The organism is Sedimentisphaera salicampi (genome assembly GCF_002117005.1).
In the GTDB taxonomy this organism is placed as follows: Bacteria; Planctomycetota; Phycisphaerae; order Sedimentisphaerales; family Sedimentisphaeraceae; genus Sedimentisphaera; species Sedimentisphaera salicampi.
The window spans coordinates 2495948-2517084 of the sequence record NZ_CP021023.1; the positions used below are offsets into that span (position 1 = coordinate 2495948).

The 21137-nt window shown below is 44.5% G+C and carries 17 protein-coding genes; 7 read left to right on the forward strand and 10 right to left on the reverse strand.

The genetic code is table 11. The annotated features are described in order from the left end of the window. Positions 1–53: 53 nt before the first annotated feature. Positions 54–1541, reverse strand: coding sequence for a TIGR03790 family protein (locus STSP1_RS09470; protein WP_161491700.1), 1488 nt, complete (start codon positions 1539–1541; stop codon positions 54–56). Positions 1542–1563: 22 nt separating this feature from the next. Continuing rightward, a complete protein-coding gene (locus tag STSP1_RS09475) occupies positions 1564–2985 on the reverse strand; it encodes a sigma 54-interacting transcriptional regulator (protein WP_085756106.1) in 1422 nt (473 codons plus the stop codon). A 388-nt stretch (positions 2986–3373) separates the two neighbouring features. Between STSP1_RS09475 and STSP1_RS09480 the strand changes: the two genes are divergently transcribed. The 7 genes from STSP1_RS09480 (at position 3374) to STSP1_RS09515 (ending at position 8987) form a co-directional block, all read left to right on the forward strand. Beyond that, positions 3374–3658, forward strand: a complete 285-nt coding sequence (locus STSP1_RS09480) for a hypothetical protein (RefSeq protein ID WP_085756107.1) — start codon at positions 3374–3376, stop codon at positions 3656–3658. Between the two features lie 91 nt (positions 3659–3749). Further along, positions 3750–4511, forward strand: coding sequence for a DUF3800 domain-containing protein (locus STSP1_RS09485; protein ID WP_085756108.1), 762 nt, complete (start codon positions 3750–3752; stop codon positions 4509–4511). Between the two features lie 159 nt (positions 4512–4670). Then, complete coding sequence (locus STSP1_RS09490; RefSeq protein WP_123807028.1) at positions 4671–5195, forward strand: hypothetical protein; 525 nt, start codon at positions 4671–4673, stop codon at positions 5193–5195. Positions 5196–5504: 309 nt separating this feature from the next. After that, complete coding sequence (locus STSP1_RS09495) at positions 5505–6113, forward strand: type IV toxin-antitoxin system AbiEi family antitoxin domain-containing protein (RefSeq protein ID WP_085756110.1); 609 nt, start codon at positions 5505–5507, stop codon at positions 6111–6113. After that, entirely contained in the window at positions 6110–7051 is a 942-nt protein-coding gene (locus STSP1_RS09500; RefSeq protein ID WP_085756111.1) for a nucleotidyl transferase AbiEii/AbiGii toxin family protein, read from the forward strand. Before STSP1_RS09495 ends, STSP1_RS09500 begins: the two co-directional genes overlap by 4 nt. Positions 7052–7605: 554 nt before the next feature. Next, entirely contained in the window at positions 7606–8724 is a 1119-nt protein-coding gene (locus STSP1_RS09510; protein WP_123807029.1) for a hypothetical protein, read from the forward strand. Positions 8725–8768: 44 nt separating this feature from the next. After that, positions 8769–8987, forward strand: a complete 219-nt coding sequence (locus STSP1_RS09515; protein WP_085756114.1) for a hypothetical protein — start codon at positions 8769–8771, stop codon at positions 8985–8987. 17 nt (positions 8988–9004) lie between these two features. Here the strand turns inward: STSP1_RS09515 and STSP1_RS09520 are convergent, their stop codons facing one another. The 8 genes from STSP1_RS09520 to kamA form a co-directional block, all read right to left on the reverse strand. Then, a complete protein-coding gene (locus STSP1_RS09520; protein ID WP_085756115.1) occupies positions 9005–10339 on the reverse strand; it encodes a DNA recombination protein RmuC in 1335 nt (444 codons plus the stop codon). A 194-nt stretch (positions 10340–10533) separates the two neighbouring features. Continuing rightward, complete coding sequence (locus tag STSP1_RS09525; protein WP_085756116.1) at positions 10534–11952, reverse strand: sulfatase family protein; 1419 nt, start codon at positions 11950–11952, stop codon at positions 10534–10536. Between the two features lie 32 nt (positions 11953–11984). Continuing rightward, the gene (locus STSP1_RS09530) at positions 11985–14288 is read right to left on the reverse strand and encodes a LamG domain-containing protein (protein ID WP_085756117.1); all 2304 of its coding nucleotides are present in this window, start codon (positions 14286–14288) and stop codon (positions 11985–11987) included. 73 nt (positions 14289–14361) lie between these two features. Continuing rightward, positions 14362–16686 (reverse strand): LamG domain-containing protein, encoded by a 2325-nt coding sequence (locus STSP1_RS09535; protein ID WP_085756118.1) that lies wholly within the window; start codon positions 16684–16686, stop codon positions 14362–14364. Positions 16687–16742: 56 nt separating this feature from the next. Further along, complete coding sequence (locus STSP1_RS09540) at positions 16743–18293, reverse strand: FecR domain-containing protein (RefSeq protein WP_085756119.1); 1551 nt, start codon at positions 18291–18293, stop codon at positions 16743–16745. Next, the gene (locus tag STSP1_RS09545) at positions 18293–18796 is read right to left on the reverse strand and encodes a sigma-70 family RNA polymerase sigma factor (protein ID WP_085756120.1); all 504 of its coding nucleotides are present in this window, start codon (positions 18794–18796) and stop codon (positions 18293–18295) included. The genes STSP1_RS09540 and STSP1_RS09545 overlap by 1 nt, the downstream gene beginning before the upstream one ends. Before the next feature lie 155 nt (positions 18797–18951). Further along, positions 18952–19827 carry a putative beta-lysine N-acetyltransferase gene (ablB, locus tag STSP1_RS09550; RefSeq protein WP_085756121.1) on the reverse strand — a complete coding sequence of 292 codons (876 nt, stop codon included), beginning with the start codon at positions 19825–19827 and terminating at the stop codon, positions 18952–18954. Continuing rightward, the gene (gene kamA, locus STSP1_RS09555) at positions 19802–21115 is read right to left on the reverse strand and encodes a lysine 2,3-aminomutase (RefSeq protein WP_085756122.1); all 1314 of its coding nucleotides are present in this window, start codon (positions 21113–21115) and stop codon (positions 19802–19804) included. The genes ablB and kamA overlap by 26 nt, the downstream gene beginning before the upstream one ends. Positions 21116–21137: the final 22 nt, after the last annotated feature.

The window sequence follows — 21137 nt, forward strand, 5'->3', positions numbered from 1 at the left end:
AATATCTCTGAATGTAAATTTTTTCAAAAATTGTCCAGATGCAGCCTGATTTATCAGTAGTTCAGCGTCATCAGCGGATCGCCTATAAGCAGCACCTTCCACGAATTCTGAGGTTTGCTGTAGTAGAAGGCCTCTACAAGGGTTTTTCCGTCCAGCAGTGCGCCGGCGAAGAGATCCGGCCTCGGCATCGCCGTGAGCACGGGCTCAGCCACTGCTCCGATTACGGCATCCGCTCCGTCTGAAAGCAGATTTGGACACCACGAACGGCTCTGCTTATCCCTCAGCTCGCTCGCCCCGAAGCTTGTAATATGATATGCAATCGAGCCCGGAATGAATTCAAGCTTGCAGTTGTATCTGCTGGGGCTGTACCAGCCGATGTAAAACATACACGCCGATTGGGAGTTTGTGAGTTCGGATGTCTCTTCAATCTCTGTTGTGCAGCCTTCTTTGCTGAAGATATCAGCGGCCTTCTGAATGTAGGAATCGTATCTCACATAAGCATCAGCCAGCCCCTGTTCGGCGGCATTCTGCAGGTCAAAAACGCATTTTTCCCCCGGGTAGTAGCCCTTTTCTGCTGAATTAGCTATCATCCTCTTAACGATCCCCTCCCCAGGTCCGTCGAGGCGGGAAACCATCAGCGTTTTTGCGTTTTGATTATCCAGGGCCTGCCCGTTCCGAAAGAATTCGTTCTCGATATATCCGTGGATGCGGTAGTTGGTAAAATCCAGCAATGAAAGTTCGCTGTCCAGAGCAGCTCCGGTTTTGATGCCCTTAATCTGCTCAATATCATCCCTGCACGCCTTATAGGCCTCGAGCTTGCCGTAAAGCCTCTCGGCGGCCTCGTAATATCCCCGTTTCAGCCTTTGTGAATAGTTGTAATGCTTCTGGCTGAGCTGATCGTAAATATCGCTGTCTGAGAAGGTGGATTTTATCGCAGGGGAGTAGAATTTTATTCCGAATTCCTCCCTTGCCATTTTTCTTGATAGCCTGCTGCCGTAGAGAGGGCTCACGGTATCCATAAACTCAATCTGAGCGGCCCTGCCTTGGTCTGCCGCCTTCTCTAAAGCCTCAAAAAGCAGTGAATTAACAGCCATCAGAAACGGCTTTGAATCGTTGAGCTGCGGATCATTAAGCCTTGATAAAACGCCTTTTATCTCGTCCTTAAGCCTCTCGCGAATCACGATAAGCTGCCTTAGCTGGCTGCTGTTTTCATCCGAACTGTCCTGCCGCCTTATCTTATAAGGCACGCCGTAAACAACTGCCAGACACCTTACCTCGGGCAGATCATCCAAAGCCTTTTTTACGGGAGCGTAAACTTTGCTGCTGTATTTCTCCCTCGAAATGGAATCTCCTGCCTGAGCTCCTAAGCGGAGCTGAATTATATGCTGCTCCGGGATTTTGCGTGTTTTGGTGTAAAGATTGGCGATGCTCAGCGATCCGGGGACATCAGTATTGCACACAACAGCTACTTCCCCGGGCAAAAGCCGGCAATACGAAATGCTGGCAGCGAATAGTATAAAGATAATTGCGGGTGCTTTCATATGTTGGTTTCCGCCTCGGATCTCAGCTTGGCTCATTTCGGGCAGTTTCGTCCATTTCAATGTATTTTTTGGCAGTCCTTCTGTCGAGCCCTGCAGTGCGGGCCGCCTGCTCGTAAGAGCCGTATTCTTCATAGAGCATTTTGCAGTAGTCCGAGAGAAGTTTTGCTGCTGTGGGGCGGGAGCTTAGGAAATCTTTTCCATGAGAATTATCTGATTCGCTGATTAGCTCCTCGCCGCCTGAAAGCAGGAAGGATTTTACAAAGCAGGAAAGTTCCCGCTCGTTCTCAGGCCAGCTGTATTCAAGCCCGCCCTTTACGATAAGCTGTTCACTGAGCTTTTCTGCTGCTTCAGGATTGCTTATGCCCGTGCACTGCTCAAGGGCTTTTGAAGCAATCAAAGCAAGGTTGTCTCTGCTCTGGTCTATTCTTTCTCTCAGCGGAGGCACTGTAAGCGTTTTGGCAAAGCACATTTTCAGCCCTGAGCCGAGCTGGCTTGTATCTTCTGTCAGACCTGCGAAAACTCTTGATTCAAGGGCGTTTCGCTTTGTATCGCCGGCAGGGGAGCAAAAGCCTGTTTCTAAGGCGAGCCTGAGCTTTTCTGCAAGACGGGCAGTGAGATTTTCGATGCCGTCTATAAAGGCAATTCCTCCGGCAGAAGGCTTATCCAGCACCCCTTTTGCCGGCGAATCTGCCCAGAGAAATGCACCTTTGCCCCTTCCGAATATAAAAGATTCTGCCTCATCTTCTCGGCAGCCTGACATATCGGCAGAGGCGTAAAGCTTCTGCATATCTGTTTTGAAGCTTTGTTTCTTTTCGTTGTATCCGATGAAGCCGCTTAAAGCGGCCGCTTCCGCAGCCCTCGTCCTTTCACAGCCCGGCTGGCTGCAAATAAGTATTGGAAAATGCACCGAGCTCTCTGAGAAGAAATTGATGTAATTCTCAAAGCTGGATGAAAACACACAATCCCAAAGCTGCTTTCTGAAATCCTCGGCTACTCTCCCGTGTCCCGAAATAGAATCCTCTATACAGCCCTTAGCCCTTTCAAGCTGGAAGAAGGATGAGAAAATCCGGTTTGCTTTGCTTTTCTCGAAGCCGTGTTTCTCAAGGCTTAAAAGCCCCTCGGAGCCGAAATCTATCGACAGGGGGGATTCCGCCTTGAATGCCTCGCAGGCTTTGGAAGAAAGCTTGCAGGCAAATCGCAGATAGGATGAGCTGATGAAAAGCTTTTCTGCTATACCCTTCTCTTGAAACGGGAAGTCCTGAACCAGCTCAAGACCGCTCTCCTCCAAACGCTTTATAATCTGGAGCAGCTTTTCATTAAGCTCCTCTTGCGGGAGGCTGTCTTGGAGCGTATTGTCCCCTTTATCGCTTGCAAATGGATTGGCAAAAACGCTTTCAAAAGCGGAAGATATGAAACTGAGCTCATTTTTTGTAAGAGTTTCCATACATTTATTGTACAGCTTTTGAGGGCAATGTCAAACGGTTGAGCTGTTCGCCTGCTGGCTCTCTGCTCAGCGAAAGATTCTTCGTACTGCAGCGGAGCGGTGTCCTCCGTAGCGGACTCGCGAAGCATTTACTGCGGCCAGTCTGTGATGAGCACCTGCTGTCCACTTATTTCGTCCGCCTGCGGCGAACTTCATGCGTGGCTCTGATTGTCGTTAGTATTCCGCAACGATTTTACGAGGCGAACATTTAAACCGAGCCGCACGTGGAGGCCCGCCTTAGGCGGAGAGCCTGCCCGCCGCAGGCGGGGAACAAGCGGATAGATTCGTGGCGTGCGGCAAGCAGCCAGCGGCCCGTGGCAAAATAATCAGCGAAAATTAGTGCTGATTAGTGGCTGAACAAATCGCCGAGTTGAATTCTCTTGAAAGCGATTCCGAAATCCAGTATGATGATGCCTGCAATATGACCTACGACGGCGAGAATAAGTATGAATATTTCGCCGATGGTGCGTTGGCTTCTGTATCTTCTGGAGGACAAATGATCGAATACAAATACGATGCGTTGGGGCGCAGGGTTGCGGCAAGCTCGGGCGGCGTGGAAACGTACCGCCTGTATGATACGCTCGGCCGCTGCGTGAAGGAGCTCTGCTCAATAGCGGGAAGCCAACCCGTATGAGAAGGGTAATATCCGTGATAATGCTAATGTGATGAAGCTGGTATGTTTGGCAAATTTAGAGAATCTTTTACATAATGACAGAGGAGATTAAATGTATTTACTGTACTCAGATGAATCTGGGGATCCCGGTAAATCAAACCAAGGCAATTACTTTATACTCTCTTCCTTATTAGTCCATGAGAGCAGGTGGCATGAGTGTTTTGGTTTGATAAAGCAGCTTAGAGCAAATTTAAAACAGGAATATGGGATCAACCGTAACGACGAGTTGCATGCCAACAAAAATATAGCAGGACGCGGGGCGCTTTGGGGAACTAGGTATTCTAAAGAAATGAGGGTGAAGCTGTTCAAGGCAGTTTTAGAGGCCATTTCTCAAATGCCCGGAGCGAAAACTATGAGTATTTGCATTAACAAAAGCTCTTCTCAACTTGAAAGGAAAAGCGGACGTGATATACACGACACTGCTTGGAGGTTTATGCTGCAAAGGTTTGACAATTTTATATCCAGAAAAAGTACGGACAAAGATTATGGGATAGTTTTTCACGACACGGGCCACGATGTAGAAATTAGAAAATTAATGCGAAAGATTAGGGTTTACAATTATGTCCCCAGTAAATATGGCAAATCCAGAAATCTTCCCCTTACCAGTCTCATAGAAGACCCTGTTCCTAGAGATTCGGCTCATTCTCAATTCATCCAGTTGGTAGATTACATTGCTTATTGTTTGTTTCGTAAGATTGAGCCGACCGAGAAATATCCAGAGCTGAAGGAACTATACAATATGCTCGAGCCCGTGGCCTTGAAAGAAGTGTCAAGCAGTAATGATTTAGGGATAGTGTATTATCCTCTAAATTAGAGCGCATAAAAATAGCGTGGCCGGCCTGCTGAGCAGGCCTAGGCGTAAGGCCCAGTTCGGTCACGCACTTATCATTATGGATTTTCTTGCGGATTGTTCAAGAAAAAAGTAAGTAAAAGCTTGCCGTGATGTAATCGTTTTCTGAAAGATTCAGGCTTTATGAGAAAATACATACTATACATTTTGGGCTTTGCAGTTTTGGTATTTTGGGCGTTTTGGAATCATTTTACGCAGCAGTCAAGGCCATATACCAAGCCTTCTGAAAATTATTATAAAGGGGTAGCTGAAAATCTGCAGAACTCAATTATGCAGAATCCGCGGGATTGGGAGGGAAAAGGAGAAAGGATCAGGAAATCTGTAAAAGAGCTGCTTAGAACTCAAGGCAGGGCAAACCCTGTTATAGTTATGTCTTATGTTAAGCAATGTAATCCGGAATGTGATTACTGGAGCGTAATCGTTAAATATGTTGATAAGGCGGTGGATGTCTTCAAGATTTCATACGAATTTGGGGATCAAAGGGTGGACCTGCTCACAAATGACCGTCTCCGTCCTACATATGAATTTCACAAGGGAATGGCGCATATGGTAATACCTTTCAGACAGTTCGGCATAAAACCGCCGCCATGCGCACATGAAGAGAATTATTTCGCTGTCTTAGAAAAAATATGTATAAAGCTTTGGTAAACGAAAGAGGAATTATTGAACTTGAAGATACGGAGGGAAACGTCTTAGATTTTCTCAATCTGGCTTCACTTACCCCTCGGTAATCTGAAGGCTCACTAATCCGTATATTCGCTGTGAAAGGCAAATTGAATGAAAGCAGGTGGAAATATTACTGCTATTTATGTTTATAAAACAATGGGGCGAGATATGAAGCATTGCGCCCCGAATAATTCCGGCGTAACGCTGGCCGGCAGGGGAGGTCAAAAGTAAGTTGACTAAGTGTTGATATATGTTAATATGTATGAACAGTTAGTCAACAAGGCAGTACAAATGGGAATAAAGGCTCAAAAACTTATCGAAAATCTTAGGCAGTATGGGATGCTCAAAACAGGAGAAATCGTTGAGCTTGGCATCTCGAAGGAGTATCTTCGAAAGCTTACGGTACAAGGAACTGTGGAGAGGGTTTCCCGCGGCCTCTACACTCTTCCCAACAATGATTACTCGCCAATGCAGAGCATTGCTGAGGTTTCAAAACAGGTGCCCAAAGGTGTAATCTGCCTTCTTTCTGCTCTGCGTTTTCACGGATTTACAACACAGAATCCATTTGAGGTTTGGATTGCGATAGAAAATCGTTCCCGCAAACCCGAAATTAAAGCTTCTGCTAAGGTGAGGTATGTTCGGTTTTCGCAAAGAGCATTTACCGACGGGATACAGGAGAAACGGATAGATCAGCTTAAGGTGCGAGTTTATTCGCCGGCAAAGACGGTGGCGGATTGTTTTAAATATCGCAACAAGATAGGGCTGGATACGGCTCTGGAAGCCCTTAGAGAAGGCTGGCGGGAAAAGCGTTTTACAATGGATGAGCTTTGGAAATACGCCAAAGTGTGCAGGGTGAGCAATGTGATGCAGCCATATCTTGAAAGCATTACTGCATTATGAGCAATCGGGAAAAGAAAAACATAGCTGATTCCATTTTACAGCGTCTGAAAAATTATTCGCAGATGCAAAGGGAAGATCGCGGCCTTACGCTAACAAATTATGCAATAGAGCGTTTTCTTTATCGATTGAGCAATTCTCAATATGCCGGTCAGTTTGTTCTCAAGGGAGCGCAGCTTTTTCGGGTATGGGGGAATAATCCTTACCGGCCAACGAGAGATCTTGATTTGCTTGGGTTCGGCAATCCTGATGTTTCCCAGCTGGAGGAGGTTTTCAGAAATATTTGCCGGGTCGAAACTGATGTGCAGGACGGCATCATATATAAAGCGGAATCTGTGAGAGGGCAGGCAATTCGGGAAGATAATATGTATGACGGCGTAAGGATTAAGCTTGAATACAGAATAGGGCGTACGGGAGAATTTATGCAGGTAGATATTGGGTTTGGAGATGCGGTTGATTCTTCTGCAAAGATGGTTGCTTTCCCCTCAATCCTGAATATGCCTGCCCCCGAGCTCAGGGTGTATCCATATGAACTGGCAGTGGCGGAAAAGGTTGAAGCAATGGCAGCTCTTGGTTTTGCAAACAGTCGGATGAAAGACTTTTACGATGTGTATCAGCTTGCGGGAGAATTTGAATTCGACGGCAAACTCTTAGCTCAGGCGATTCAAACTACATTCAAGCGAAGGGGGACAGTGATACCAGAAGGGCTTCCCACTGCGTTTACCAAAGAATTCTGCGAGGACAAATTGAAACAGAGGCAGTGGGAAGCTTTTATCTCAAAAAATAGCCTAAAAGAGATTTCTTTTCCATCAGCAGCAGACAAAATAAAAGATTTTATTCTTCCGGTGCTCAGAGCTTTGGCAGAAAGTAAAAGCTTTGAACTTATTTGGAAACCCGGCAGACAATGGAGTAAAGAAAGAAAAAATTGGAGCAACTGTTAATATTCATTATGAAGGTGGAGCTGTTGAAAGATGTATAACAAAGAACATTTAATTATCTGCTGCTTTGGGGTATTCATAGCGTTATTTTCCCTGTTTGCTATGAGGGAAAGAGGCTGGAAATTTGCATTTTACAACCTGCTTGGAGGAATCGTTTTGGCTGTTCCTCTTTATTTCTTGTCCATTTCTGAGGCCGGCTCTTTTGTCTTGTTCTTATTTGGAACGTCATTGATTGCCGGCTTTGTTATATTTGCGATATGTGAGCCGAGATACTACTTTTGGCCGTTTTTCTATGATATTGTAATCTTGCTCTTGCTGTATGTTTTCTGGGCTGCTTATGTGTTAAATGACGGGCTTTTCATTTTTGGTTTGCCGGGCTTCGGCTTATTATCATCATTGATTTCACTGCCTTGGGGATTCTACATTCTTTGGATTCGATGTTCCGGCAGGAAAAGCAAAATCGAGGATAAACGCTGACTGAAAGAGAAAATTGGAGCAAGTGTTAATATTCATTTTGAAATTGGAGCTGTTGAGATATGTATAAAAGAGAACAAAAAATGCGGCAGAGTTTAATCGTTCTAACAATCACTCTTTTGATCTTCATAACCGGCTGCTCAGAACAAACGCCTCAGGATTATGAGACCAAGCCTTTCACAGCAGAAAGGATCAATTATGATTTTACAAAAGTTTACTCGATAAATTCTGAAGGCCTGATTGTTGGTTTGGCTGAACGCGGCGGCGAATCATCTCTCGCTGTTTATGATGTAAACAATGATTCGATTGCCAGAGAAATAAAGCTGAATCAAAGGATTGAACAGAAGTGTTTCATAACTGATTCAGGGCTTATTGCCGGCGTGCTGCGGGATAAGGATACAGGCAGATTTGTTTTGTTTAAGGCAGTTCCCGGCAGCACTGAGATTCAAAGAACTTCAATTTCCGGCGCTGATATGTTGCTTGAGAAGAAAAAGTTTCACTTGGTTGGATATTCCGAAAGCTACGAGGGAACTGTTCGTCCTTTTGTTATCTCAGAAGACGGAAAGATTGAAAAGCCGGCCTTCCACGGCAAGATCAAAGCGTTAGCTGATAACGGCATGTACGCCGCTGAGCCGCAAAAAGATGCAGGCGATAAAATAATATTCGGCAAACTGGGCACGGAAGAGATCGAGGAAGTTAGCTTTCCGGTTTATCATTTTATATGCGATATAAACGAAGATGGAGATATTATCGCCTCAGTGTTTAATCAAGGCAGAAAGGGGCTGGCTGCGGTTAGCAAGAGCGGCAAAACTGATTTTATAAATTCTCCCACGGCTGTGTACGGGCTATTTACAGGCTCGGGCATTGTTTACGACTTCTTTTCCGATAAGACAAACAACTTAACCCTTGCGTGCAGAACTGATGGAAATACCGTAGAATTAGAGTCTTTGGGCAACCGGAGCGGAAAATATTACTGGAACGAAAACCTTAATGCAGCAATTGCTTCATTCTCAGGGAGCGGGCTCATATACTGGAAACCGGAAAACAGCGTTGTTTATCAGTGGCGGCCGGAAGGCTGCAATGATTTCCAAAACATCCTGATCGATGATACTGCACGCAGCGGCAACGCCCTTATAACGGTTTATTGTGATGGCAAAGCTCCAGCTTTTTATGCGGCATCAGCTGATGAGATAAGCAAATAATGTGCAGCATACAATGCCTGGCTTCTGTATCTTCTGGAGGACAAATGATCGAATACAAATACGATGCGTTGGGGCGCAGGGTTGCGGCAAGCTCGGGCGGCGTGGAAACGTACCGCCTATATGATACGCTCGGCCGTTGCGTGAAGGAGCTCACCACTGCCGATTCCGGCGAAACGCTGGCCGGCGAGGATGAATACGTTTACGGCAGCGGGTTTGGCGAGGCGGTCAGGTTTGATAGCGTCTTTTCTTTGGCAAGGCTTTAGCTTTTCTAATTGGAGCATCAATCCTGCTGGTTTTCTTTGAGTGTTCTGGTTCTCTTTTCCACCTCAGAGAGCTGTTTTATATCTTTATCGTTTTGCACCATCTGGTTGATTTTTCTCGCCTGCGGCATAAGGCGAGCTTCCAGCGAAGATACAGAGCTGTTGTAAGACTGCACAGTTTTATCGATATTTTTCCCAATATCTCCAAGGTGTTCAGAGAAAGTGCTGAGGCGTTTGCAAAGCTCGAGCGCCTCGTCGTGAATCTTTCGAGCCTGTTCTGCAACCTCCTGCTGTTTCCAGCCGTAAGCCACAGCCTTAAGCAAAGCTATTAGCGTGGTAGGGGTGGCGAGGACCACCTGCTTTTTGATCCCGCGTTCTATCAAATCGGGCTTTTTCTCCAAAGCCGCGCTGAAGAACATCTCACCCGGGAGGAAAAGCACCACAAATTCAGGGCTCTGTTCAAACTGTTTGCCGTATTGTTTGCTCCCGAGCTTATCTATTTGGTCTGCGATATGGCCTGCGTGGCGATCGAGCTGCTTCTCTTTCTCGCTTTCCTGCTCGGCCTCGAGCGAATCGAGGTATGCCTCAAGCGGCGCCTTGGAATCCACCACAATCTTCTTGCCGTTCGGCAGGTTCACAATCATATCCGGCCTGTCCCTGCTGCCTTCGGCTGTGGTCTGCTCGGAGAAATCGCAAAACCTGCTCATACCAGCAATCTCCACAACATTCCTTAGCTGTATCTCGCCCCATCTGCCCCGCACCGCAGGTCTGCGAAGGGCGGTAACGAGCTTGGCAGTTTCTCGCTTGATATCCGCCTCAGACTGCTTCAATGCGTTTATCTGCTCGCCGAGAACCTTGAACGAGCTGTATCTTGCCTTGTCAGATTCAGCAAGCTTTTTGTCCATATTCCCGAGCGATTCCTTTATAGGCTTCACGAGCTCATCAAACTTATCACGTTTCTTTTCCAGCTCGCTCTTTGCCTCTGCGTGGTGTTTTGTGAGGCTTTCTTTGGCGAGTTTGAGGAATTCCTCGCTGTTTTTGCTCAGAGCTTCCGAGGATATAGACTTGAACGAATCCTCAAGCTGCTTTTTCATTTCCTTGAGCTGTTCAACCTCTCGTTTATGGGCATTCGCTCTCTCTTCGAGCTGGGTTTTGAGTGATGTTTTTTCTGTTTTGAGCTCGAAATTTTCGTTGCGCAAACTCTCAAGCTCTCCTTCAAGCGAAGAGAGGCTTTCCTGCGCCTCAGCGAGCTTTTGTTCAGCGGCCTTTCTGGCTGAGAGGCAAAGAAAAAGTTTAACCGCAGCAGCAGCCGCTGCGGCAAAAAGCGATGCTATAATAATCTCTGTGGGTCCCATTTATACCTCAAGAAATAATAACCAAAGGCAAATTGTATCAGAATTTCCTAAGGCGTAAAGCTCGCCTGCATTACAGGCAAGTCAATGGAGCTGAATAGTATGCCAATTATAGCAATTGTATTGTAAAATCATTTTATTTTGCAAGTCAGTAAAGTAAAAAATAAAGACAATTAGTAGATAAAATTTCAGAGACCTTACTTAGCCCCCCAAAGCGTATCTCTCGTGTCTATTTTAGACCACTTCTTGATAGAATCAACGACCTGCTGGATCATATCCTGATATGCTGGATTATCCGAGATATTGGTAATTTCTAAGGGGTCATTTTGTAAATCATACATATCAACAGAATCCAGCTCCGGCTCATAGATAACCTTGAACCTTCCGTCAAAATGCATAACGGCTTTGCCCCATCCCCAATACTGCATTTCACTTCTGACAAAAGAACGGTGGCTATTTGATTCTCCTATAAGATAGGGCAGCAAAGACTTGCCCTGAACATTTTCAGGGGTGTCAAATTTGAGCATATCCATAAAAGTTGGGAATAAATCTATCAGCTCAACAAGCTCTTCGCTTCTTTTGCCCTGCGGAATTAAACCAGGCATACTCATAATAATTGGAACTCTGACAGATTCCTCGAAAAAATTCATCTTACCCCACTTGTGATGGCATCCAAGCATTTCGCCGTGGTCTGAGACATACACAATAAGAGTATCCTCCCTGATTCCGAGACGGTCAACCTCATCAAGGACTTCTTTGAACATATCATCAGAAAACTTCAATCCTGCGTAATATGCCCTCATTCTGTCATTTTTTTCATCATCCGGCGGAACTTCGCCTTCTGATGAAAGATACGGATGAGCATCATCAAGGTCGTCAGCAGGATATTGAGGAAGCTGAAAATTCACACCTTCAAACTCATCCCAGTTTTCTTTAGGCGGCATATACGGGCCGTGAGGTTTCAGAAAGGAGCATTGTATAAACCAGCTTTTATCCATATTATCCCGCATAAACTGAATTGTCCTTTCCTTCACCTGATATTCGAAATGCGCCTCTTTGGTATATACAGACGGGCTGTTATCTTTAGGGGGATCCGAGGAGATCCTGTAATTTTCCAGATCATCCGGTTCTTCGAAGTGCCTCCATAGTGAATATTTCCACAATCCATTTTTTATATCCCAATCTATCTCGTCTCGGCCAAAGATATGGAGTTTGCCGTATAGAGCTGCTGTCATACCATTCTCTCTCATAATTTGAGTATAGCTTTTCAGATCTGTATGAGAATAGTTAGAGTTTGCCCATACCCCTGTAGTATGAGACGGGCATCCCTGCATCATTGCATTTCTGCTCGGCACACAAAGCGGACACTGACAGTATGCCCTGTTAAAATATATTCCAGCAGAGGCAAGTTGATCTAAAGCGGGAGTTCTGGCGTAGGGGTCGCTATTGATTCCCATTGCCTGCGGCCTGTGCTGGTCTGTCATTAAAAACAATACGCGTTTAGGCCTCTTAAATTTTTTAAAGCTTATAAATGCCTTCGAGCTTTCGTTCAAGGCAGCTATCGAAGCTGCCGTGGCGGCAGAAATTCTCAAAAATTCTCTTCTTGTAACACTCATATAATTATCCTTTTTTTTAATTTCATCAGTTCTTAAGGCCAGGTCAAATCACTTTCGAGCCAAATTGCTGCCAAGCCCAAGAGATCATGATAATCGCAAACACCATCTCCATTTATATCTCCTTCAGGCGGTTGGAGAGCTGAATTTGTTCCTGTCCAAGATGTCAAAGAGAGTATTTGCTGATGAGTTAAAGCAGTTGAATAGATTCTCAGTTCATCAATCTTTCCCTTGTAAAACCCAAGATCAGGATCCTTGCCCAATTTAAAACCCCGCCACAGATTAAAGCCAGAAGGGATTTTTTCTTTTTGCTGTGCAACTTTCAAAACACCGTCAAGGAAAATATTTAATGTTTTTTCTGACTTTTCAAAGACAAAGGCCAGATGATGCCATCTTTCCGACCAGTCCTGCGGGGCAGCCTTTAAGCAGGCCTTGCCGAAAGCAATATTTCCTTCATTACCGGGAAACATAATTCTTTCCAGTTTGTCCTGTTTGTAGGCCCCATTTGAAACACACATTTTTTCGAGAAAATCTCTTTCACCCTTAAACCAAAAGGCGACTGTGAATCCTGAGGCCCCTCCGGTAATAGAGCCGGCTTGATCACCGCCCCAATCAAAGAAAGATATGCTGTAAGTTCCGTCGAGATAAACGCAGCCGACATTTTCATCCGATTTAGCCCAGCTGTCATTATAATCTCTTACTATTTCCTGACAGATAACATCCCTGCCATTTCCAGAGCTGTCCTGAACTAATTGCCCCTGCCCATCAAATTTGTAGTGTATTTCTAAAGTGCCTGATGATTCCGGCGGAGGCGAAGAATACACCCAATGCCCCCCTGTATCGTAATCAAACACCATTTTCGCAAAATCTTTGAGATCAATCCTCCTGTCTAAGTTCAAGTCTTGCGGGAACTTTTCCTCAATATACACAGAGGGCATCAGATAGAAATCATCCAGCCACAAACTGCCTGAAGAATTGGCTGGAGAATTTGCAATATTTTCTAAATAAAAAGCAAATGAAACAATGCTCGAAACATCTATATCTTCCGAAAGGCTGCTTAAAACAATGCGTTGTGGGCTCCACCGCCAATGCGGGAGCTGAGAAACATCATTCAAAAGCAAAATCTCTTCGCTTTCATTGTTTGAATCAGTAAAAACTGCTTTCAGTTTTGCAGGCTCGCTCTCTTCGGCGCAAAGGATTTCAAAATTAAAAACAGAGCTTTGGAAAATCCCCAGATTGACCGGTTTATCAAATGTATATTCCATAAAACCACCAAACTCAGCGGAGTCCAGCTGATAATCAATTTTCAAAGAAGACTCCCCGCCTTCTGGATTATGCCATATATCAGAATCATTGCTCAAAGAGATGCTGCTGCTTGTAAACATATCTGCTGCAGGGCACTGCTCAATCTCAATCTCTTCACTCAATGAAAAACTCCAAACATCGCCCTTAATAATATTCTGTTTATCAGTTTCTGTATCTACGCGCCAGAAATACTGTTTCCCTGAACAAAGAAGTTCGCTTATGTCAAAATCCTTAACCAAGGGGCCAAGATTAAATGCTTGAACATCTTCAGAGCTGTTAACCGCCTGCTCTACGCTCTCCTGAGATTCTCCAATATATAATATCTGACCTGCCGAATTGATTCCCGGAATCCACGAAAGGGAATCTTCCTCACAGGAAGACAAAAATCCTCCATCTCGGGGAAAGGGGGCTCTGGAGGCTGATAAATGCTGTTCGCTAATAAGGGCATAACCCATAAGATAAAACGGTTTGCCGGACTTTTCGCTTACAGCAGAGATTTCAGCATTCGGAGAGTCTGGAACCCACGAGTATTCAGCGGTAATGATTGAATTGCTGTTATCCCCATCACTCCATTTTATATTGTTCTTTTCCCCTTCAGCCCCTGTTACCGAGAATTTGCACCAGTTCCAAGGCCAAGCAAGGAAAATACGCACTTTCAACTCAAAACCAACAGGGAGATTGGAGAAATTAATCTTCATATCCTGATAATCATGGCCAATTGCGTAGGTATTAAGAAGGTTGAATAAATCCTGATTATCACCGGTATAATAAACTCCTCCCTCTGAATATTTATCCCCATAATTATCCATACCGCTCAAACCTGCATTCGAATTATCGTAGCTAAAGCCTTGAACTTCCACATCAACCGCATCAGGCGGACTGTTTCCAGGGTTCCCCACATTTACTGCTGTTATTTCGTATCCGCTCAAAACAGCAGCATCTTCCGGATTCGTAAAATTCTTATTTATTTGCCAAGAGCCTGCTGCGGCAAACTGCTGAAAAACAAGAACAATTATAACAGTATGTATCTTCATTCTTTTCCCCTAAAAAAGGCCTGCCTGAAAAACAGAGCAGGCCTTTGTTCGTTTTGTTTAAAATAAGCGGAATTTATTTAGATACCGGCCAGAGAAGCTCTCCTGGCCAAAGCTCTGAAAGATTGATTAAATCGTCGGAATCTACATCACCATCCTGATCGAAATCGCAGGATTTAGGCATATCGTACGGCTGGACAACGCTGCCAGTTTCGCCTTTTGCAAGATAAACAATTTCTTCCTGAGTTAATGCGTAGGAATAAACCCTGAATTCGTCCATCTTTCCTGTAAAATAATCAGACCAGCTGTTTGCCCCTACAAGAGCTATATTTGAATCGGCAAGAAGTGTAGGTTCATCGGCACCGCGTTTCTCAGCGGTGAGAACACCGTCAACATATATCTTCATTGTTCCCTCAACGGCATCCTGAACAAAGGCATAGTGATGCCACTGGCCAACCGCATCAACCGGGTCAAAGCTGTGTGAGGCAAGATATCCGTTAGTGCCGGTATTCATAACCAAGCTTCCGCCAAAATTAGGTACTGAAGCCCTAAGTACGTTATCACCGGTACTATTTACGTACAATCTGAAAACTCCTGCATTTGCTGGAGCCTGCTGCTGAGATTTAACCCACATTGAAACGGTTGCTTCTTCTGGTTCAGCCAGTTCGCCAAATGTAAGCCCCCATACATAAAGCAGATAACTCCCGTCAAATACTATGCTCGAATTACCTTCTACAGATTCATCAAAGCTGTCCTCGGTGTCCCAAATAATATTTTCGTTATTACAGTCAGCTGAATTCCCTGAATGATCTACCACTTGTTCACCGCTGGCAGAATCAAATTTATACCAGCACCTCAAATAGTTGGGATCTTCGGAAGGTTTTACCGCATTTACTGTCTCATCTGCGGCAAAATAATTATCCGCAAACCATGAGAAATCCGCAAAGGTAAGAAGTTCATCCTGATTCAAATCTTCGGGAAAATTCTCAGCTGCATAGAACGGCGGCATAACCCTGAAATCGTCCACATAAAGTGTACCGCTCAAACCAGACTCGGGATTCTCGCTGCTGCCTATTTGGATAGATATGCTGATAATATCGGTTACATCAACGCCGAGCGAAGTCAGCTCATTATTTAAAAATCTTGCTTCAGCCCATTTCAGGTATGAAGGGAAATCCACTTCCATCACAGCAGATTCGGATGAACCGTCTTCGAACTCAACATATACAGGAGCCTCGTCTGAGCCGCTGCCTGATAGGAAAAACATTGAATTGTAAGCAAAAGTAAACTCTGTCATATCAAGCGGCTCTGCAAAAGACCTTGTAACCAGTGCATATCCCGGAGACATTGAGGTGTCGTAATTTACTGCAAGTGCTCCGTATTCCATCTCGTTTTGATCCCAGTGAATGAAATTTGGGTCATTCTCCATTGAAGCCGCTGAATTGGCAGTCCAATTGACCGCCAGCGGATCTTGGATGTAGCTGTTTACTTCAGAAGAAGAAAAAGTCCAGACAATACCCTTTGAAACTGAAGAGTCTGAGTTTACCTCATCAATTCTCCAGTAATAAGTGGTATCGGGCTCAATAGCCGCCTCTAAACTCTCATTGCCTAACGTAAAATTGCCCACATACTCTGGACTTGATGTGTCTGCTGAATCAACATCTTCGAAAGACTCGCCAAAAAATACATCATGGCTCACAGCATCATTTCCAGCGATCCAGCTTAGCTGAATTTCCTTGTAACTATCCACACGCTCAACAACTTCACCTTCTTCGTCCAGAGGAGTATCAGCCGGCTCTGGAGCACGAGCCTGATTAGGATTCAGCGGCGAATAAAGTGCATATCCAAAAGCGTGAACTGGTTTATTGTTCTTCTTGCTGTATATGAAAAACTCCGCATTTTCCGAATCAGCCACCCATTCATAAGTGCCAATATTTAGAGCATTTGCATTATCTCCAGATCCGAAATTAAATACCAAACTTTCACCCTGGGGGGCATCAATTGCGTATTTAAGCCATCCCCATGGCCATGCAGTTACAATCTGAAAACGGTATTCAACTCCCGGTATCAGGTCGCTGAATGAGATTGTCATACCGTATTCTTTGAAAACAGAAGCACGGTTCAGAAATCTGTCATAATTTTCATCGGCCCCTGAATAATAGCCTAAGCCGTCCGAATACCAATTGCTGCCTGATATGTTGCTGTAATCAGTATCAAAATTAACACCGGCTATTTCTGCTTCATTAGGCTCGTTTGCCAGATTACTGGCTTTGATCTGATAGCCGCTTGAATCCAGATAGACACCCAGATCAGTGGGATCTACATTGCGATCCTCCTCCCATGTCCCAGAAAAACAGGAAACTGCCATAACTGCAACCAAAAAAAACGTTACTCTCTTCATAATTCACCTCATTAAAAAATTAAAAAAACTGTTAAAAACCAAATACTTTTGCAATGTTATTCGCCTTCAGTGGCTTCAATTTCTTCCAAGAAATAGCCGAACAATCTGGATTTCGTGTACTTATCCTTTGATGCTAAAATCATTATCTCTGCATCTTCTCTGTGAGCTTTCCACTCGAAGCTTGCTACACCGTAATTATTTGGATCACTGGAAAACCACCACATATACTCTCTATTGACACCATAAAAATTGATCCCGCTCCACTTGTCTTCTAAACCTACTATGAGAGATATTTTGTAGCGTTTTTCTGGAACAAGATTGTTGATTTTTATCATCACTCTTCTTCCTGAAGCCGCTTTAATATCCAGATATGAATAAAAGAGATTATTAGAAAATTCATTGCTGCCGGCAGGAATCTCTTGTGTCTGGGAAATTCTTGTTGCTTTGTTGGAGTAAAAACTGCGGTCAGCAACAAAACTTAAGCCCTTTGTATTAACTGAAACTGCATCCTTCCCAAAATTCTCTGCCTTTATAATTTTCCCTTCAACATTAAAGCCATCTTCAAGAGATTTGAGCGTTCTTCTTTGCCATTTTCCAACTTCAATAACTTTGTTTCCTCTGTAAATTACGCCTTTATCAGAAGAAAAATCTTCAGTAAAAAAATTCTTTTTTAGGTCAATCCACTGTGTCCACATATCAGCTACCTGCGTACAGGCATCTCCCTCTTTCACTTCCAAAACTGAAGAATACTCCTCATTTTCATTTTTAGGGTAGAAGTTGGTTCTTCCCTTTTTAACGTGCAGCTCAGTAGAATCGTCGTCGTCATCCACAAAAATTCCAAATTCGGTTCCTAAATCTACAATCTTAGAATTAGGAGTAAAAACCTGAAACCCTATTGCTCTTTCTGGAACTTTTGCGTAGAAGCTGCCCCTTTTCAGTTCAATATTCCCTTCCTTCAAAAGCTTGAAATTCGCAGGAGACTCTATAACAGCTTGTGTGCCTTTATCAAATGAAAGCTTGATAATTCCTGACTGAATTTTGAATAAGCCGTCAGAGGGGAATATCTTTTTACCTTTTTCTAATTCATTTTCAGAGTTAGGGCCAAAATTGATTACATCTTTTACAACAGCAGAATCTTGAAAGTTTCTGATTTGCCCTGAATTTCCGCTCGTTCTTACATAGTTCTCTACGGCAATCATGGAGACTAAAAATAACAAACCAGCAACCGCTAACCAGAAGATCCGTTTTCCCCTGCCTTCAATCTTTCTTGGTGCAGCAGGAATTTTGCAAGCTGTTTTCTTTATTTCCTGAGTTTCATCTCTAACTCCCCGTCTTAAACACGGGGCTTTTTTTTCCCATGATGCAAGCTCAAGCCACAGATTAATATCCTGTTCAATATCTGAAGAATTATCAGCCTCATATTTTAGAAGAGCATCCCCATTTTTAAGCTTAGTAAAAACAGTGAGATAATCGTAATAATACTTTCTTGCTTCGGAGCTATTTTCCAACAGTTTAAACATAGATTCCATCTGCTCTGGGCTGGCCTTGCCCTCAAGACTGCTTAGAATCAATCTGCTTAGCGAACCTTTGTTTATCTTCTTTGCCATTAGTTTTCAGAGATTTTTCTGCCTATGCATCTTGCTAGTGTATCGTGAATCCTAGCCAGCTTTCGGAATGTCATATTAATAGACATACCAAGATTGCAGGCTATTTCCTTTAATGTACTACCTTTTTCATACCTCATAAAGAGCATCTTTCTCTCGTTTTTGGATATAAGCTGGATGCATTCCTGGAGAAGTTTCTCCTGCTGGGTTTCATTATTGCCTCCAGAAAAAGACTCTTCCTCTATCAGTTTCACCAGATCATCTCCAAGATAGTTCATTCTTCTTTTTTTTCGCCAGAAATTTCTGATGCAATTCCTCGCTATGCCTCTTCCCCATCCTACAAAACTGCTATTGTCGTCATAAGTATCGAGTTTTCTCCACATTATGAGAGTGGTTTCTTGAAGAATGTCCTCTGCATCTGAGGCATTGGGAACTAAAAATATAATATATTGATAGATGAACTTGCTTTCAGTCAGAATTTTTTGGGTGAACTGTTCTGAATTCATAAAATTATCCTAAGCCTTGAATCTGCTATCCTACAAAGTATTCGCATACGAAATGAGTTTTTTCTAAAAAAATTATTATTATTTGAAAAAATTCATAAAAAGTTTATTCAGGCTTTGAATAATAGTTTATGTGGGATTTGTTATGTAGAGGCTTTTCAGCCTAAGGGTTTGTACCAGAGGTTCATTGATTCGATTCGTCCGGAGATGTTTGTGTTGTTGATGAGTGTTCCGCCGTATTTGTAGCCGGCGCGGGCGAAGGTGAAATTCATACCGTGCGAAACGGCTCTTGCAATTGTGTAGGCGGTTTTAATGCCTTTAGCAGCTTCGCATTTCTCCATTTCTGCAAGCAGGATGCCGGCAAGCCCCATACCTCTGCTCTGGGGCAGGGCTGCGAAATCTGTCATCTCGGCATTATTCTTTTCGAGGTCTTTCTCCGCAGAGCTCAGGGCGATAATCTCGCCATTTTCATTGCGGACGCAGTAATAACTCACGTTGTCGTGCATAGTTTCCAGCAGGTAATCGGGGTCGTGAATAGGAAAAGGGTAGGTCTCGAATACCTTGCGATAAACCTCGGCCATATTTTCACAGTCTTCCCTGAGGCATTCCTGCAGAGCAAAGCCTTCAGGAAGCTTTTTCAGCGACTGTTTCATGGCCGCACCTTTGGACACGATCTCGTTTATCAAGTCCAGCTCGTCGCTGCGGGCTCTTTCCGGCTTGAGAAATTTGCTCATAAACACTCCGTGTTCTTTCCCGCTGTAGAATTTTGGGATAAGGCCTTCCGTTCTGAAGCCCTGCCTGCGGAAATGTGAGCTTTTGGAAAGAGGCGTCTTGGCAAAAATCTTGCCAAGACCTTCACCTCTTGCAAATTCCTCTATGTTAATCAGGAAATCAGGGAAAGCGGCGTTTCCGGTGTCCATGATATACACCCTGTCGCTCAAGACGCCGTACTGCACCTGAGCGCCTTCGAAATCGATAACCCTGTCCTGATATTCGCTGTTGTTTTGATTATTGATAAGAATCTCTCCGCTCATGTCGCGAGTTGTTCTCCGGCACAAGTGAGATGGTCTCATCGTAATCGCCGAGCAGCTTGCTTATGCCGAGGCTCTTATATTCATCGGCATCATCAAGGGACAGCTGGAGATTACACTTCTCGCATTTCCTGTCGCAAAATGACGGCTCGTATGAATTCGGCTCGTTGTATGTTGTAATAACGCCTTCATAATTCCTCAGCACCACCTTGTTGGTGGACCATGAGATGAGATAATTCGGCATAACAGGAATCTTTCCGCCTCCGCCCGGGGCATCTATAACGTACGTAGGCACGCAGAAGCCGCTGGTATGGCCGATAAGGCTCTCGATAATCTCGATTCCCTTACCTATTGGTGTGCGGAAATGGCTCAGCCCTTCGGAAAGGTCGCACTGATACAGGTAATACGGCCGAACCCTGTTGTATGCAAGCTTATGCACAAGAGCACGCATAATACGAGGGCAGTCGTTCACGCCTGCAAGCAGAACAGACTGATTCCCGAGAGGGAGGCCGCCGTCTGCCATAAGGCGCAATGCCCTTCTGGATGAGGAGGTGATTTCCCTCGGGTGGTTGAAGTGTGTATTAACCCAAACAGGCTGATGCTTTTTGAGTATTTCAACCAGCTCTGGGGTAATCCTCTGGGGGAGAACTACTGGAGTTCTCGTGCCGATCCTGATGATCTCAACGCTCTCAATAGCGCGCAGCTCGGTGAGCAGCCAGTCTATCATATTATCGGAGAGCAGGAACGGATCCCCGCCGCTGAGAAGCACGTCGCGTATCTGCGGGTGGTTCTTTATATATTCGATTCCCGCAAGAAGCTCCTTTTTGTTGGGTATGCTGTCTTTATCGCCCACTCTCCTCTTGCGGGTACAGTGCCTGCAGTACATCGAGCACGTATTGGACACCATAAAGAGAACCCTGTCCGGGTAGCGGTGGGTGATGCACTCCATGGGGCTGTCGTTGTCTTCGTGGAGGGGGTCTTCCATGTCGTATTCATCAATATCCAGCTCCTTGCCGGAGGGGAAACCCTGCATAAATATCGGGTCGTTCAAAATATCATCGGTGTTTATCAGAGAGAGATAGTAAGGGGTGATAGACATCGGAAACTTCTTTACAGTTTTCTTAAACTGCTCGTGAACTTCCTCCGGAAGCTTAACTTCCAGAAGTTCTTCAAAAGTTTTAAGGTCGTGTACGCAGTGTTTTATCTGCCATTTCCAGTCCTGCCACTTAGAAAGAGCGGCATCGCTGTCTATATTGTCGAAAATTTGTCTTTGATTCGAAGTAAGTTTCAAAAAATTCCTTTCAATTTAACCA

What these genes read in the sequence shown, in the direction of transcription:
- STSP1_RS09470 (WP_161491700.1), bottom strand. Translation starts at nt 1,541, where the DNA reads ATGAAAGCACCCGCAATTATCTTTATACTATTCGCTGCCAGCATTTCG.
- STSP1_RS09475 (WP_085756106.1), bottom strand. Translation starts at nt 2,985, where the DNA reads ATGGAAACTCTTACAAAAAATGAGCTCAGTTTCATATCTTCCGCTTTT.
- STSP1_RS09485 (WP_085756108.1), top strand. Translation starts at nt 3,750, where the DNA reads ATGTATTTACTGTACTCAGATGAATCTGGGGATCCCGGTAAATCAAAC.
- STSP1_RS09490 (WP_123807028.1), top strand. Translation starts at nt 4,671, where the DNA reads ATGAGAAAATACATACTATACATTTTGGGCTTTGCAGTTTTGGTATTT.
- STSP1_RS09495 (WP_085756110.1), top strand. Translation starts at nt 5,505, where the DNA reads ATGGGAATAAAGGCTCAAAAACTTATCGAAAATCTTAGGCAGTATGGG.
- STSP1_RS09500 (WP_085756111.1), top strand. Translation starts at nt 6,110, where the DNA reads ATGAGCAATCGGGAAAAGAAAAACATAGCTGATTCCATTTTACAGCGT.
- STSP1_RS09510 (WP_123807029.1), top strand. Translation starts at nt 7,606, where the DNA reads ATGCGGCAGAGTTTAATCGTTCTAACAATCACTCTTTTGATCTTCATA.
- STSP1_RS09515 (WP_085756114.1), top strand. Translation starts at nt 8,769, where the DNA reads ATGATCGAATACAAATACGATGCGTTGGGGCGCAGGGTTGCGGCAAGC.
- STSP1_RS09520 (WP_085756115.1), bottom strand. Translation starts at nt 10,339, where the DNA reads ATGGGACCCACAGAGATTATTATAGCATCGCTTTTTGCCGCAGCGGCT.
- STSP1_RS09525 (WP_085756116.1), bottom strand. Translation starts at nt 11,952, where the DNA reads ATGAGTGTTACAAGAAGAGAATTTTTGAGAATTTCTGCCGCCACGGCA.
- STSP1_RS09530 (WP_085756117.1), bottom strand. Translation starts at nt 14,288, where the DNA reads ATGAAGATACATACTGTTATAATTGTTCTTGTTTTTCAGCAGTTTGCC.
- STSP1_RS09535 (WP_085756118.1), bottom strand. Translation starts at nt 16,686, where the DNA reads ATGAAGAGAGTAACGTTTTTTTTGGTTGCAGTTATGGCAGTTTCCTGT.
- STSP1_RS09540 (WP_085756119.1), bottom strand. Translation starts at nt 18,293, where the DNA reads ATGGCAAAGAAGATAAACAAAGGTTCGCTAAGCAGATTGATTCTAAGC.
- STSP1_RS09545 (WP_085756120.1), bottom strand. Translation starts at nt 18,796, where the DNA reads ATGAATTCAGAACAGTTCACCCAAAAAATTCTGACTGAAAGCAAGTTC.
- ablB (WP_085756121.1), bottom strand. Translation starts at nt 19,827, where the DNA reads ATGAGCGGAGAGATTCTTATCAATAATCAAAACAACAGCGAATATCAG.